At 41.2% G+C, this 13,127-nt stretch carries 16 protein-coding genes and 1 other annotated feature; of the genes, 15 read left to right on the top strand and 1 reads right to left on the bottom strand.

Annotation, left to right across the window (positions count from 1 at the left end; translation table 11 throughout):
- Positions 1-52 precede the first annotated feature (52 nt).
- From cvfB to AC6I9F_RS06170, 3 genes are all read left to right on the top strand, one after another.
- Complete coding sequence (cvfB, locus tag AC6I9F_RS06180; RefSeq protein WP_498021131.1) at positions 53-907, top strand: RNA-binding virulence regulatory protein CvfB; 855 nt, start codon at positions 53-55, stop codon at positions 905-907.
- Between the two features lie 8 nt (positions 908-915).
- On the top strand, positions 916-1,131 hold the full coding sequence (locus AC6I9F_RS06175; protein WP_498021129.1) for a YozE family protein: 216 nt from the start codon (positions 916-918) through the stop codon (positions 1,129-1,131).
- Between the two features lie 84 nt (positions 1,132-1,215).
- Entirely contained in the window at positions 1,216-2,202 is a 987-nt protein-coding gene (locus tag AC6I9F_RS06170) for a PhoH family protein (RefSeq protein ID WP_049550008.1), read from the top strand.
- 50 nt (positions 2,203-2,252) lie between these two features.
- On the opposite strand, the gene ald is transcribed toward AC6I9F_RS06170, so the two are convergent.
- Complete coding sequence (ald, locus tag AC6I9F_RS06165) at positions 2,253-3,365, bottom strand: alanine dehydrogenase (RefSeq protein ID WP_498021127.1); 1,113 nt, start codon at positions 3,363-3,365, stop codon at positions 2,253-2,255.
- 171 nt (positions 3,366-3,536) lie between these two features.
- Between ald and AC6I9F_RS06160 the strand changes: the two genes are divergently transcribed.
- The 12 genes from AC6I9F_RS06160 to AC6I9F_RS06105 all read left to right on the top strand — a co-directional run bounded on the left by AC6I9F_RS06160 (position 3,537) and on the right by AC6I9F_RS06105 (position 13,119).
- Positions 3,537-4,106, top strand: a complete 570-nt coding sequence (locus AC6I9F_RS06160) for a GNAT family N-acetyltransferase (protein ID WP_498021125.1) — start codon at positions 3,537-3,539, stop codon at positions 4,104-4,106.
- 66 nt (positions 4,107-4,172) lie between these two features.
- Positions 4,173-4,802 carry a helix-hairpin-helix domain-containing protein gene (locus tag AC6I9F_RS06155; RefSeq protein WP_498021123.1) on the top strand — a complete coding sequence of 210 codons (630 nt, stop codon included), beginning with the start codon at positions 4,173-4,175 and terminating at the stop codon, positions 4,800-4,802.
- Complete coding sequence (locus AC6I9F_RS06150) at positions 4,786-7,026, top strand: DNA internalization-related competence protein ComEC/Rec2 (protein WP_498021121.1); 2,241 nt, start codon at positions 4,786-4,788, stop codon at positions 7,024-7,026. Before AC6I9F_RS06155 ends, AC6I9F_RS06150 begins: the two co-directional genes overlap by 17 nt.
- Before the next feature lie 177 nt (positions 7,027-7,203).
- Positions 7,204-7,392 carry a hypothetical protein gene (locus AC6I9F_RS06145; protein ID WP_498021120.1) on the top strand — a complete coding sequence of 63 codons (189 nt, stop codon included), beginning with the start codon at positions 7,204-7,206 and terminating at the stop codon, positions 7,390-7,392.
- Between the two features lie 32 nt (positions 7,393-7,424).
- A complete protein-coding gene (locus AC6I9F_RS06140; protein WP_498021118.1) occupies positions 7,425-8,012 on the top strand; it encodes an ABC transporter ATP-binding protein in 588 nt (195 codons plus the stop codon).
- Between the two features lie 3 nt (positions 8,013-8,015).
- On the top strand, positions 8,016-9,200 hold the full coding sequence (locus AC6I9F_RS06135) for a hypothetical protein (RefSeq protein ID WP_498021116.1): 1,185 nt from the start codon (positions 8,016-8,018) through the stop codon (positions 9,198-9,200).
- Between the two features lie 160 nt (positions 9,201-9,360).
- Positions 9,361-9,492 (top strand) — a sequence feature (ribosomal protein L20 leader region).
- Between the two features lie 15 nt (positions 9,493-9,507).
- Positions 9,508-10,038 (top strand): translation initiation factor IF-3, encoded by a 531-nt coding sequence (gene infC / locus AC6I9F_RS06130; RefSeq protein ID WP_000848180.1) that lies wholly within the window; start codon positions 9,508-9,510, stop codon positions 10,036-10,038.
- Between the two features lie 32 nt (positions 10,039-10,070).
- Positions 10,071-10,271, top strand: a complete 201-nt coding sequence (gene rpmI / locus AC6I9F_RS06125; protein WP_001125943.1) for a 50S ribosomal protein L35 — start codon at positions 10,071-10,073, stop codon at positions 10,269-10,271.
- Between the two features lie 51 nt (positions 10,272-10,322).
- Positions 10,323-10,682 (top strand): 50S ribosomal protein L20, encoded by a 360-nt coding sequence (rplT, locus tag AC6I9F_RS06120; protein ID WP_000124834.1) that lies wholly within the window; start codon positions 10,323-10,325, stop codon positions 10,680-10,682.
- A 58-nt stretch (positions 10,683-10,740) separates the two neighbouring features.
- A complete protein-coding gene (gene gloA / locus AC6I9F_RS06115) occupies positions 10,741-11,121 on the top strand; it encodes a lactoylglutathione lyase (RefSeq protein ID WP_498021103.1) in 381 nt (126 codons plus the stop codon).
- 248 nt (positions 11,122-11,369) lie between these two features.
- Positions 11,370-12,170 (top strand): dihydroorotate dehydrogenase electron transfer subunit, encoded by an 801-nt coding sequence (locus AC6I9F_RS06110; protein WP_498021101.1) that lies wholly within the window; start codon positions 11,370-11,372, stop codon positions 12,168-12,170.
- Entirely contained in the window at positions 12,133-13,119 is a 987-nt protein-coding gene (locus AC6I9F_RS06105) for a dihydroorotate dehydrogenase (RefSeq protein WP_498021099.1), read from the top strand. The genes AC6I9F_RS06110 and AC6I9F_RS06105 overlap by 38 nt, the downstream gene beginning before the upstream one ends.
- Positions 13,120-13,127: the final 8 nt, after the last annotated feature.

The following is a 13,127-nucleotide window of genomic DNA, read 5'->3' as shown; positions in this document are numbered from 1 at the left end:
CAGAAAAACTCAGTTGGCATTGCTGGCTGAGTTTTATTCGAAAGAAGGAAATATGAATACAAATCTTGCAAGTTTTATCGTTGGACTCATCATCGATGAAAATGACCGTTTTTACTTTGTGCAAAAGGATGGTCAAACCTATGCTCTTGCTAAGGAAGAAGGTCAACATACAGTAGGGGATACGGTCAAAGGTTTTGCCTACACGGATATGAAGCAAAAACTCCGCCTGACAACCTTAGAAGTGACTGCCACTCAGGACCAATTTGGTTGGAGTCGTGTCACAGAAGTACGCAAGGACTTGGGTGTCTTTGTGGATACAGGCCTTCCTGACAAGGAAATCGTTGTGTCACTCGATATTCTCCCTGAACTTAAGGAACTCTGGCCTAAGAAGGGTGACCAACTCTACATACGTCTTGAAGTGGACAAGAAAGATCGTATCTGGGGCCTCTTGGCCTATCAAGAAGACTTCCAACGTCTGGCTCGTCCTGCCTACAACAATATGCAGAACCAAAACTGGCCAGCCATTGTTTACCGTCTCAAGCTGTCAGGAACCTTTGTCTACCTACCAGAAAATAACATGCTTGGTTTTATCCATCCTAGCGAGCGTTACGCAGAGCCACGTTTGGGGCAAGTATTAGATGCGCGCGTTATTGGATTCCGTGAGGTTGATAGAACGCTGAATCTCTCTCTCAAACCGCGTTCATTTGAAATGTTGGAAAATGATGCCCAGATGATTTTGACATACTTGGAAAGCAATGGCGGTTTCATGACCTTAAATGATAAGTCATCTCCAGACGACATCAAAGCAACCTTTGGAATTTCTAAAGGTCAGTTCAAGAAAGCACTCGGTGGCTTGATGAAGACTGGCAAAATCAAGCAAGACCAGTTTGGGACAGAATTGATTTAGGGAGACTTATGAGAAAATCATTTTACACTTGGCTCATGACCGAGCGCAATCCTAAAAGTGACAGTCCAAAGGCTATATTGGCAGACCTAGCTTTTGAGGAGTCTTCCTTCCCAAAACACACAGATGATTTTGATGAGGTGAGTCGCTTTTTGGAAGAACATGCCAGTTTCTCTTTCAATCTAGGAGACTTTGACGCTATCTGGCAAGAATACTTAGAACACTAGCATGATTCATTGGGTTTGGGCTAGTAATTTCTCCGCCCCTTTGCTATAATAAAAAGAAATAAAAGGATTAGAGAGGTTCTTTATTTGAAGGAACATTCAATTGACATTCAACTGAGTCATCCAGATGACCTGTTTCATCTTTTTGGTTCCAATGAACGCCATCTTCGTTTGATGGAAGAAGAGCTTGATGTGGTGATTCATGCTCGTACTGAGATTGTCCAGGTTTTGGGAGAAGAGGCTGCCTGTGAGGAAGCCCGTCAGGTTATTCAGGCTTTGATGGTCTTGGTCAATCGTGGGATGACCGTTGGCACGCCAGATGTGGTGACTGCGATTAGCATGGTCAAAAACGATGAAATCGACAAGTTTGTCGCCCTTTACGAAGAAGAAATCATCAAAGATAATACAGGGAAGCCTATCCGTGTCAAAACACTGGGGCAAAAACTTTATGTGGACAGTGTCAAACAGCATGATGTGACCTTTGGAATCGGACCCGCAGGGACAGGGAAGACCTTTCTTGCAGTGACCTTGGCAGTGACTGCCCTTAAACGTGGGCAAGTCAAACGGATTATCTTAACACGTCCAGCAGTAGAAGCAGGAGAGAGTCTAGGTTTTCTTCCGGGTGATCTTAAGGAGAAGGTAGATCCTTACCTTAGACCTGTTTATGATGCCTTGTATCAGATTCTGGGGAAAGACCAAACGACTCGTCTCATGGAGCGTGAAATTATTGAAATTGCGCCCCTTGCCTATATGCGTGGCCGGACCTTGGATGATGCCTTTGTCATTCTCGATGAGGCGCAAAATACGACTATCATGCAGATGAAGATGTTTTTGACTCGTTTAGGTTTTAATTCTAAGATGATTGTCAATGGAGATATCAGTCAGATTGACCTTCCGCGTAACGTCAAGTCCGGTTTGATTGACGCTCAAGAAAAACTCAAGAACATTCACCAGATTGACTTTGTTCATTTTTCAGCTAAGGATGTGGTTCGCCATCCAGTTGTCGCTCAGATTATCCGAGCTTATGAACCAGCTCCAGTTAAGGTTGAAGAAAAGAACCAAGAAACAGAATAGAAAAAAAGCAGTTCAGATGTGAACTGCTCTTTTTTAATGAGTGTCTAGCTTTAAACAAGTTCGTCGATAGACGTATGATCTTTATCGAGTCCTTGAGCAACTGGTAGGCTAGTTAAGTAACCTTGATAAGTGGTCACACCTTGACGCAAGCCCTCATCTTCAGCAATTGCTTGTGCGAATCCTTTGCCAGCCAAGGATTCTATATATGGAAGTGTGACATTGGTTAGGGCAATGGTAGAAGTACGAGCTACAGCACCTGGGATGTTGGCAACTGCATAGTGGAGCACACCGTGTTTTTCATAGACAGGTTCATCGTGGGTTGTCACACGGTCAGCTGTCTCGATAACACCACCTTGGTCAACGGCAACGTCAACGATGACAGAGCCTGGACGCATTTGTTTGACCATCTCATCTGTCACCAATTTTGGTGCTTTGGCACCTGGAATGAGAACTGCCCCAATCACCACATCCGCATCTCTCACACTGGCTTCGATGTTAAATGAATTGGACATGAGAGTTTGAATTTGGTGACCAAAGACCTCCTCTAAAACGGAGAGACGTTTAGCACTGATATCAAGGATTGTTACTTGAGCACCAAGACCAAGCGCAATTCGAGCAGCATGGGTTCCTACGACACCGCCACCGATGATGGTTACTTTTCCTTTAGGTACACCCGGTACACCACCCAGTAGAACGCCAGAACCTCCTGCTTGCTTAGTTAGGAAATGAGCACCGATTTGGACTGCCATACGGCCTGCAACCTCACTCATAGGTACGAGGAGTGGTAATTGACCTTGGGAATCACGGACAGTTTCATAGGCAATCCCAGTTGTTTTTGCTTCCAACATAGCATCTGCTAATTCTGGAGCAGCGGCCATGTGCAAGTAGGTGAAGAGAAGCAGGTCGTCACGTAAGTAACCATATTCAGAAGCTAATGGTTCTTTTACTTTCACGACCAACTCAGCTGCCCAGGCTTCACCAGCAGTAGCGACAATTTCAGCTCCTTGCTTTTGATAGTCAGCATCAGTAAAGCCAGAACCGAGACCAGCATTTGTTTCGATAAGGATGCGATGACCACGACCGACTAAGCTGTGGACACCAGCAGGTGTGAGGGCAACACGGTTTTCATTATTCTTAATTTCTTTTGGAATTCCGATTAACATAGAGAAAAACTCACTTTCTATTGACGGGTTGTAAATGATTTATCACAATTATCTATAAAATAAGGTGATGATTTTATTCTATATGAAACCGCTTTAAAAAGCAAGAAAAATTTGTTATCACTTCTTTTTTATGCTAGACTGGTAGAAAATATTTTTAAATGGAGGAGAAGTATGGAATCAATCTTTTTAAAACTAGCCCAGTATCCCATAGTGGAGACAGAGCGTTTATTGCTTAGACCTGTAACTTTGGATGATGCGGAAGAAATGTTTGCCTATGCCTCGGACAGAGAAAATACGCGCTACACTTTTCCAACCAATCAAAATGTAGAAGAAACCAAAAATAATATTGCCCAGTTCTACTTGGCTAATCCCTTGGGACGTTGGGGAATAGAACTAAAAAGCAATGGTCAGTTTATTGGAACCATTGACTTGTACAAGATTGATCCTGTTCTTAAGAAGGCAGCTATTGGCTACATTATCAATAAAAAGTATTGGAATCAAGGATTGACGACAGAAGCCAATCGTGCCGTAATTGAGCTAGCTTTTGAGAAGATAGGGATGAATAAGTTGATTGCCCTTCACGATAAGGACAATCCTGCATCTGGAAAGGTTATGGAGAAATCAGGCATGCATTTTTCACATGCAGAACCATATGCTTGTATGGACCAGCATGAAGAAGGCCGAATCGTTACAAGAGTTCATTATGTCTTGACCAAGGAAGACTATTTTGCAAATAAATAAGCAGTTGAAAAGAAATTTTCGACTGTTTTTTCTTTCTCTTACGAATAATCTAAGAGAGGAGAAAATATGGAAGCAATTATCGAGAAAATCAAAGAGTATAAAATCATTGTCATCTGTACTGGTCTGGGCTTGCTTGTAGGCGGATTTTTCCTACTAAAGCCAGCTCCACAAACACCTGTAAAAGAAACGAATTTGCAGGCTGAAGTTGCAGCTGTTTCCAAGGATTCGGTATCCGAAAAGGAAGAACCTGTTGAACAAGATCTAATCACAGTAGATGTAAAAGGTGCTGTTAAAGCACCTGGAATTTATGATTTGCCGGTAGGTAGTAGAGTCAATGACGCTGTTCAGAAGGCTGGTGGCTTGACAGAGCAAGCAGACAGTAAGGCACTCAATCTAGCTCAGAAAGTTAGTGACGAGGCTCTGGTTTACGTTCCCACTAAGGGAGAAGAATCAGCTAGTCAGCAGGCAGGTTCTGGGACGGCTTCTTCAACAAGCAAGGAAAAGAAGGTCAATCTCAACAAGGCCAGTCTGGAAGAACTCAAGCAGGTCAAGGGACTGGGAGGAAAACGAGCTCAGGACATTATCGATCATCGTGAGGCAAATGGGAAATTTAAGTCGGTTGATGAACTCAAGAAGATCTCTGGCATTGGTGCCAAGACTATAGAAAAGTTAAAAGACTATGTTACAGTGGATTAAAAACATCTCTATTCTCCTAATTTACCTGAGTTTTCTATTGCTATGGCTTTACTACACCATTTTCTCAGCATCCTATCTTGCTTTATTGAGCTTCGTTTTTCTGCTAATCTGTCTCTTTATCCAATTTCCTTGGAAATCAGCAGGCAAAGTTCTAGTGATTTGTGGAATCTTTGGTTTCTGGTTTCTCTTTCAAACTTGGCAACAGAGTCAAGCGAGTCAAAATTTGGCGGATTCTGTTGAGAGGGTACGGATTTTGCCTGACACTATTAAGGTCAATGGTGACAGTCTATCCTTTCGTGGCAAGTCTGATGGACGCATTTTCCAAGTCTATTATAAACTACAGTCCGAGGAGGAGAAAGAAGCCTTTCAAGCTTTAACAGATCTTCATGACTTGGAACTAGAAGGAAAACTTTCAGAGCCAGAAGGGCAAAGAAATTTTGGTGGCTTTGACTACCAAGCTTATCTGAAGACTCAGGGAATTTACCAGACACTCAATATCAAAAAAATCCAGTCACTTCAAAAGGTTGGCAGTTGGGATATAGGAGAAAATCTATCCAGTTTACGCCGAAAGACTGTGGTTTGGATTAAGACACATTTTCCAGACCCTATGCGCAATTACATGACGGGTCTCTTGCTGGGACATCTGGATACAGACTTTGAGGAGATGAATGAGCTTTATTCTAGTTTAGGAATTATCCACCTTTTTGCTTTGTCTGGTATGCAGGTAGGATTTTTCATGAATGGATTTAAGAAACTTCTCTTGCGATTGGGCTTGACCCAAGAAAAGTTGAAATGGCTGACTTATCCCTTTTCCCTTCTCTATGCGGGCCTGACTGGATTTTCAGCCTCGGTCATTCGCAGTCTTTTGCAGAAGCTACTGGCTCAACATGGGGTTAAGGGCTTGGATAATTTTGCCTTAACGGTGCTTGTCCTCTTTATCATCATGCCAAACTTTTTCTTGACTGCAGGAGGAGTTTTGTCCTGCGCTTATGCTTTTATCCTGACCATGACCAGCAAAGAAGAGGAGGGGCTTAAGGCTATTGCCAGAGAAAGTCTGGTTATTTCTTTGGGAATATTACCCATTCTATCCTTTTATTTTGCGGAATTTCAGCCTTGGTCCATCCTTTTGACCTTTGTCTTTTCCTTTCTTTTTGACTTGGTCTTCTTACCGCTCTTGTCCATCTTATTTGCCCTTTCCTTTCTCTATCCAGTTATTCAGCTTAATTTTATTTTTGAATGGTTGGAGGGGATGATTCGCTTGGTATCACAGGTGGCAAGTAGGCCTCTAGTCTTTGGACAACCTAATGCGTGGCTTTTAATTTTATTGTTAATTTCCTTGGCTTTAGTCTATGATTTGAGGAAAAGCATAAAAAGGCTAGCAGTATTGAGCTTATTGATTACAGGTCTTTTTTTCCTTACCAAGCATCCACTGGAAAATGAAATCACCATGCTGGATGTGGGGCAAGGCGAAAGTATTTTTCTAAGGGATGTAACTGGTAAAACTCTTCTCATAGATGTAGGCGGCAAGGCAGAGTCTAGTAAGAAAATAGAAAAATGGCAAGTAAAGGCGACGACCAGCAATGCCCAGCGAACCTTGATTCCCTATCTAAAAAGTCGAGGAGTGGCCAAGATTGACCAGCTGATTTTGACAAATACGGACAAGGAACATATTGGAGATTTGTTAGAGGTGACCAAGGCTTTCCATGTAGGCGAAATTTTAGTGTCCAAAGGCAGTTTGAAACAGAAGGAATTTGTGGTAGAACTACAGGCGACTCAAACCAAAGTACGCAGTGTGACAGCAGGAGAGAAGTTGCCAATTTTTGGAAGTGAGTTAGAAGTCTTATCTCCAAGGAAAATTGGAGATGGAGGTCATGAAGATTCCCTGGTTCTTTATGGGAAACTCTTGGATAAGCACTTTCTTTTCACTGGAAATTTGGAGGAGAAAGGAGAGAAGGACTTGCTGAATCAATATTCTGACCTAGAGGTGGATGTTTTGAAAGCTAGCCAACATGGCTCTAAAAAATCATTAAGTTCAGCCTTTCTAGAAAAACTCAAACCAGAGATGACTCTCATCTCAGTTGGAAAGAACAATCGAACGAAACTACCCCATCAGGAAACCTTGACCCGACTGGAAACTATCAATAGCAAAGTATATCGAACTGACCAGCAAGGAGCTATACGCTTTAAGGGGTGGAAAAGTTGGAAAATCGAAAGCGTTCGATAGGAAGAACAAATATTATATATTAGTAAAATAAACTAAAAATCTGTTGCATAATAATGATAAAAACGATATAATGAAAACGTATTCAATGTTAATGATATAAAATCATTAAAAATTAGCAAAAATCGTTTAATTAGTTAGTTTATAATCTATGGGTCTTTTTAGTCCAGTGTATCTGCTGTGAGCGTTCTTAAAACTTATCGGTATGATTGGAATATCTTCTATAGGTCTAGTATGAATTATCACAGACATAGATATAGTGATATTCCGGAATGGTCTCGTTATTACAGCTATTCTGAGTATAAAGTTGGCGGAGGCTGGAACTATGATCGTTATGAGGTAATAAACTACTACAGCGGAGGCTATTAATCCTTAAAGAGTGATAAAAAGGAGGGTTAGGTATGTTGCAGCTTACTCATGTGACCTTAAAAACGCGACAAGTCATCTTACAAGATGTTGATTTTACATTTGAAAAGGGTAGGATTTATGGTATTCTTGCTATCAATGGTTCTGGAAAGACGACACTATTCCGCGCCATTAGCAATTTAATTCCTATAAGTAGCGGAAATATTGCAGCCCCTCCTTCTTTGTTTTATTATGAGAGTATTGAATGGCTGGATGGAAACTTAAGTGGGATAGACTATCTTCGCCTTATCAAAAATATCTGGAAGTCAGGTCTGAACTTGAGGGATGAAATTGCCTATTGGGAAATGTCTGACTATATCAGTCTTCCCATTCGCAAGTATTCCTTAGGCATGAAGCAACGCTTGGTGATTGCCATGTATTTCTTCAGTCAGGCCAAATGTTGGCTCATGGATGAGATTACAAATGGCTTAGATGAGTATTATAGACAGAAGTTTTTTGATAGGCTTGCACAAATCGATAGGCAAGAACAGCTGGTTCTTTTAAGTTCCCACTATAAGGAAGAGTTGGTTGATGTCTGCGATAGAGTAGTAACCATTCATCAGGGGCAAATAGAAGAGGTTTAGTTTATGAAAGATGTTAGTCTATTTTTATTAAAAAAAGTTTTCAAAAGTCGCTTAAACTGGATTATCTTAGCTTTATTTGCATCTGGACTCGGTGTTACCTTTTATTTTAATAGTCAGACTGCAAACTCCGTCAGCTTGAAGAGCGAGTTGGAAACCCGTCTTGTAAAAGATGAGAGAGTCATCAATGAATATGAAGAGGAACTCTCCCAAATTTCTGATACCAACTCGGAGGAATACCAGATTGCTAAAATTAATTTAGAATCGCAAAAAAATCTTTTGACTCAAAAGAAAGAAATTCTGGATTTGTTAAAAGAAGGACGCTGGAAAGAAGCCTACTATTTGCAGTGGCAAGATGAAGAGAAGAATTATGAAGTTATGTCAAATCAACCGACTGCTAGCTCTGACTTTAAAATGGCGGTTGACCGCCAACGAAAGATTTACCAAGCCCTGTATCCCTTGAATATAAAAGCACATACTTTGGAGTTTCCGACCCACGGGATTGATCAGATTGTCTGGATTTTAGAGGCTATCATCCCAAGCTTGTTTGTGGTTGCTATTATTTTTATGCTAACGCAACTATTTGCAGAAAGATATCAAAATCATCTGGATACAGCTCAATTATATCCTTTTTCAAAAGTGGCATTTGCCATGTCCTCCCTTGGAGTTGGAGTGGGCTATGTAACTGTGCTGTTTATCGGAATCAGCGGATTTTCTTTTCTAGTGGGAAGTCTGATAAGTGGTTTTGGACAGTTAGATTATCCCTACCCGATTTATAGCTTAGTGAATCAAGAGGTAACTATTGGAAAGATACAAGATGTGTTATTTCCTGGCTTGTTCTTAGCTTTCTTATCCTTTATCGTCATTGTGGAAGTAGTGTACTTGATTGCTTACTTTTTCAAGCAAAAAATGCCTGTCCTTTTTCTTTCACTCATTGGGATTGTTGGCTTATTGTTTGGCATCCAAACAATTCAGCCTCTTCAAAGGATTGCACATCTGATTCCCTTTACTTACTTGCGTTCAGTGGAGATTTTGTCTGGAAGATTACCTAAGCAAATTGATAATGTCAATCTGAATTGGGGTATGGGGCTGGTCTTACTTCCTTGCCTGATTCTCCTTTTGTTAGTGGGGATTCTATTTATCGAAAGATGGGGAAGTTCAGGGAAAAAGGAAGTTTTTAATAGATTCTAGCTTTCCTATACGGAAAATAAGTAAAAACTAACATAGAGAGGGAATCAACTTGATTCTCTCTTTTTGATTCGAAAACCAAGTCAAAATATAAACACAAACTTTTCAAAAAAATAACTTTTTATCTTGACAAGGGCTAGAAAACTTGGTATCATATAAAAGTTGAGAAAAGCAGAAGTGAGAGCTTCTCGCCTTGTGACATTAAGTTGCCTGGCCCTACGGATGAAAAGTTTCTAAGAAACGCTATCATAACGTGCGGGCTTGTATCTTTACGAGTCCGCTATTGTTTTTCTCTAATAAAACAAAAGAGGTGAAAACCATAGCAAAGCAAGACTTATTCATCAATGATGAGATTCGTGTACGTGAAGTTCGCTTGATTGGTCTTGAAGGAGAACAGCTAGGCATCAAGCCACTCAGTGAAGCGCAAGCTTTGGCTGATAACGCTAATGTTGATCTAGTATTGATTCAACCCCAAGCCAAACCGCCTGTTGCAAAAATTATGGACTACGGTAAGTTCAAATTTGAGTACCAGAAGAAGCAAAAAGAACAACGCAAAAAACAAAGTGTTGTTACTGTGAAAGAAGTTCGTCTAAGTCCAACGATTGACAAGGGTGACTTTGATACAAAACTTCGCAATGCACGCAAATTCCTTGAAAAAGGAAATAAAGTTAAGGTATCTATTCGCTTTAAGGGTCGTATGATTACCCATAAAGAGATTGGTGCAAAAGTTTTAGCCGAGTTTGCTGAAGCAACTCAAGATATTGCCATCATCGAACAACGTGCTAAAATGGATGGACGTCAAATGTTCATGCAATTGGCGCCAGCGACTGACAAAAAATAATTGTCAGAAAGTTAAATAAAGGAGAAAAAATCATGCCAAAACAAAAAACACACCGCGCATCAGCTAAACGTTTCAAACGTACAGGTTCTGGTGGACTTAAACGTTTCCGTGCTTACACTTCTCACCGTTTCCACGGAAAAACTAAGAAACAACGTCGTCATCTTCGTAAAGCATCTATGGTGCATTCAGGAGATTACAAACGTATCAAAGCAATGCTTACTCGCTTGAAATAATAGCTTGACTGTAAGTAAACAATTCTAGGAAATATTTGGAGGAAATAAAATATGGCACGTGTTAAAGGTGGCGTTGTATCACGCAAACGTCGTAAACGTATTCTTAAATTAGCAAAAGGTTACTATGGAGCTAAACACATCTTGTTCCGTACTGCAAAAGAACAAGTAATGAACTCTTACTACTATGCATACCGTGACCGTCGTCAGAAAAAACGTGACTTCCGCAAATTGTGGATCACTCGTATCAACGCGGCAGCTCGTATGAACGGACTTTCATACTCACAATTGATGCATGGTTTGAAATTGGCTGAGATCGAAGTTAACCGTAAAATGCTTGCTGACTTGGCTGTTAACGATGCAGCAGCTTTCACAGCTCTTGCAGATGCAGCTAAAGCAAAACTTGGTAAATAATAACAGATAAGGCTGGAACAGGATTGTCCCAGTCTTTTTAAAAATTAAGGAGAAAAATATGGCTTCAAAAATGCTACATACTTGCTTGCGAGTAGAAAATCTTGAAAAATCAATCGCATTCTATCAAGATGCTTTTGGTTTTAAAGAATTGCGTCGCAGAGATTTTCCAGACCATGCCTTCACGATTGTCTATCTAGGTCTTGAAGGTGACGACTATGAGTTGGAGTTGACTTATAACTACGATCATGGTCCTTATGTGGTTGGGGATGGATGTGCCCATATCGCCCTCAGTACACCTGATCTTGAGGCGCTTCATCAAGAGCACAGTGCCAAAGGATATGAAGTGACTGAGCCAAATGGTCTACCAGGAACTGCACCTAACTATTACTTTGTTAAAGACCCTGATGGCTACAAGGTCGAAGTCATTCGTGAAAAATAATCTCGTGAAGTCAAGTAGAATGTTCGTTTTCTACTTGACTTTTTTTAGCTGAAAGAGTATACTAATAAAAATTTAACCTTTAAGGGGAGTCCAGAGAGACTCACAAGGTGTCAGATAAAAGAATAGTACAATTTTCTAGAGGAGACTTTTTGAGTGTGCTCTCTTATCTTGTACGATTTTAACTGAGGCCTTGCACTAGCAAGGTCTTTTCTTTATCTGGTCCCCTTAAAATTTAAGGAGGAAAAGTCATGAATCCCACATGTAAGAAACGCTTGGGTGCCATTCGTTTGGAAACCATGAAGGTGGTTGTACAAGAGGAAATTGCGCCAGCAATCTTTGAATTAGTCCTAGAGGGGGAAATGGTTGAAGCCATGCGAGCAGGTCAATTTCTTCATCTGCGTGTGCCTGATGATGCCCATCTCTTGCGTCGCCCTATTTCAATTTCTTCTATCGATAAGGTTAAGAAGCAGTGTCATCTCATTTATAGGATTGAGGGAACTGGGACAGCTATTTTCTCAACCTTAAGTCAGGGGGATACTCTTGATGTGATGGGGCCTCAGGGGAATGGTTTTGACTTGTCTGACCTAGATGAGCTGAGCCAGGTTCTCCTCGTTGGTGGTGGAATTGGTGTTCCGCCCTTGCTTGAAGTGGCCAAGGAATTGCATGCGCGTGGTGCGAAGGTAGTGACAGTTCTTGGTTTTGCTAACAAGGCTGCTGTTATCCTTGAAAAAGAATTAGCCCAATATGGTCAAGTATTTGTAACGACAGATGATGGTTCTTATGGTATCAAGGGAAATGTTTCCGTTGTTATCAAGGATTTAGACAATCAATTTGATGCTGTTTACTCATGTGGGGCGCCTGGAATGATGAAGTATATCAATCAAACCTTTTATGACCACCCAAGAGCCTATCTATCTCTGGAATCTCGTATGGCGTGTGGGATGGGGGCTTGCTATGCCTGCGTCCTAAAAGTGCCAGAAAGCGAGACGGTTAGCCAACGAGTCTGTGAAGATGGCCCTGTTTTCCGCACAGGAACAGTTGTATTATAAGGAGAAAATTATGACTACAAATCGTTTACAAGTTTCTCTACCTGGTTTGGATTTGAAAAATCCGATTATTCCAGCATCAGGCTGTTTTGGTTTTGGTCAAGAGTATGCCAAGTACTATGATTTAGACCTTTTGGGTTCTATTATGATCAAGGCGACAACTCTTGAACCCCGTTTTGGCAATCCAACTCCAAGGGTGGCAGAAACACCTGCTGGCATGCTCAATGCAATCGGTTTGCAAAATCCTGGTTTGGAAGTTGTTTTGGCTGAAAAGTTACCTTGGCTGGAAAGAGAATATCCAAATCTTCCTATTATTGCTAATGTGGCCGGTTTTTCAAAACAAGAGTATGCGGCTGTTTCTCATGGGATTTCCAAGGCAGCTAATATAAAGGCTATTGAGCTCAATATTTCTTGCCCCAATGTTGACCACTGTAATCACGGACTTTTGATTGGTCAAGATCCAGATTTGGCTTATGATGTAGTAAAGGCAGCTGTAGAGGCGTCAGATGTACCAGTTTATGTCAAACTAACCCCTAGTGTGACGGATATCGTCACTGTCGCAAAAGCTGCAGAAGATGCGGGAGCAAGTGGATTAACTATGATCAATACTCTAGTTGGTATGCGCTTTGACCTCAAAACCAGAAAACCAATCTTGGCCAATGGAACAGGTGGAATGTCTGGTCCAGCAGTCTTTCCAGTAGCCCTCAAACTCATCCGCCAAGTCGCCCAAACAACAGACCTGCCCATCATTGGAATGGGAGGAGTGGATTCGGCTGAAGCTGCCTTAGAAATGTATCTGGCCGGGGCATCTGCAATCGGAGTTGGAACAGCCAACTTTACCAATCCCTATGCCTGTCCTGATATCATCGAAAATTTACCAAAAGTTATGGACAAATACGGCATTAGTAGTCTGGAAAATCTCCGCAAGGAAGTAAAAGAGTCTCTGAGGTAAACTGCAAT

The organism is Streptococcus nakanonensis (assembly GCF_059738785.1).
The sequence above is the reverse complement of the archived record's forward strand: the minus strand, read 5'-3'. Positions and strand labels throughout refer to the sequence as shown.

What these genes read in the sequence shown, in the direction of transcription:
- cvfB (WP_498021131.1), top strand. Translation starts at nt 53, where the DNA reads ATGAATACAAATCTTGCAAGTTTTATCGTTGGACTCATCATCGATGAA.
- AC6I9F_RS06175 (WP_498021129.1), top strand. Translation starts at nt 916, where the DNA reads ATGAGAAAATCATTTTACACTTGGCTCATGACCGAGCGCAATCCTAAA.
- ald (WP_498021127.1), bottom strand. Translation starts at nt 3,365, where the DNA reads ATGTTAATCGGAATTCCAAAAGAAATTAAGAATAATGAAAACCGTGTT.
- AC6I9F_RS06160 (WP_498021125.1), top strand. Translation starts at nt 3,537, where the DNA reads ATGGAATCAATCTTTTTAAAACTAGCCCAGTATCCCATAGTGGAGACA.
- AC6I9F_RS06155 (WP_498021123.1), top strand. Translation starts at nt 4,173, where the DNA reads ATGGAAGCAATTATCGAGAAAATCAAAGAGTATAAAATCATTGTCATC.
- AC6I9F_RS06150 (WP_498021121.1), top strand. Translation starts at nt 4,786, where the DNA reads ATGTTACAGTGGATTAAAAACATCTCTATTCTCCTAATTTACCTGAGT.
- AC6I9F_RS06140 (WP_498021118.1), top strand. Translation starts at nt 7,425, where the DNA reads ATGTTGCAGCTTACTCATGTGACCTTAAAAACGCGACAAGTCATCTTA.
- AC6I9F_RS06135 (WP_498021116.1), top strand. Translation starts at nt 8,016, where the DNA reads ATGAAAGATGTTAGTCTATTTTTATTAAAAAAAGTTTTCAAAAGTCGC.
- rpmI (WP_001125943.1), top strand. Translation starts at nt 10,071, where the DNA reads ATGCCAAAACAAAAAACACACCGCGCATCAGCTAAACGTTTCAAACGT.
- rplT (WP_000124834.1), top strand. Translation starts at nt 10,323, where the DNA reads ATGGCACGTGTTAAAGGTGGCGTTGTATCACGCAAACGTCGTAAACGT.
- gloA (WP_498021103.1), top strand. Translation starts at nt 10,741, where the DNA reads ATGGCTTCAAAAATGCTACATACTTGCTTGCGAGTAGAAAATCTTGAA.
- AC6I9F_RS06110 (WP_498021101.1), top strand. Translation starts at nt 11,370, where the DNA reads ATGAATCCCACATGTAAGAAACGCTTGGGTGCCATTCGTTTGGAAACC.
- AC6I9F_RS06105 (WP_498021099.1), top strand. Translation starts at nt 12,133, where the DNA reads ATGGCCCTGTTTTCCGCACAGGAACAGTTGTATTATAAGGAGAAAATT.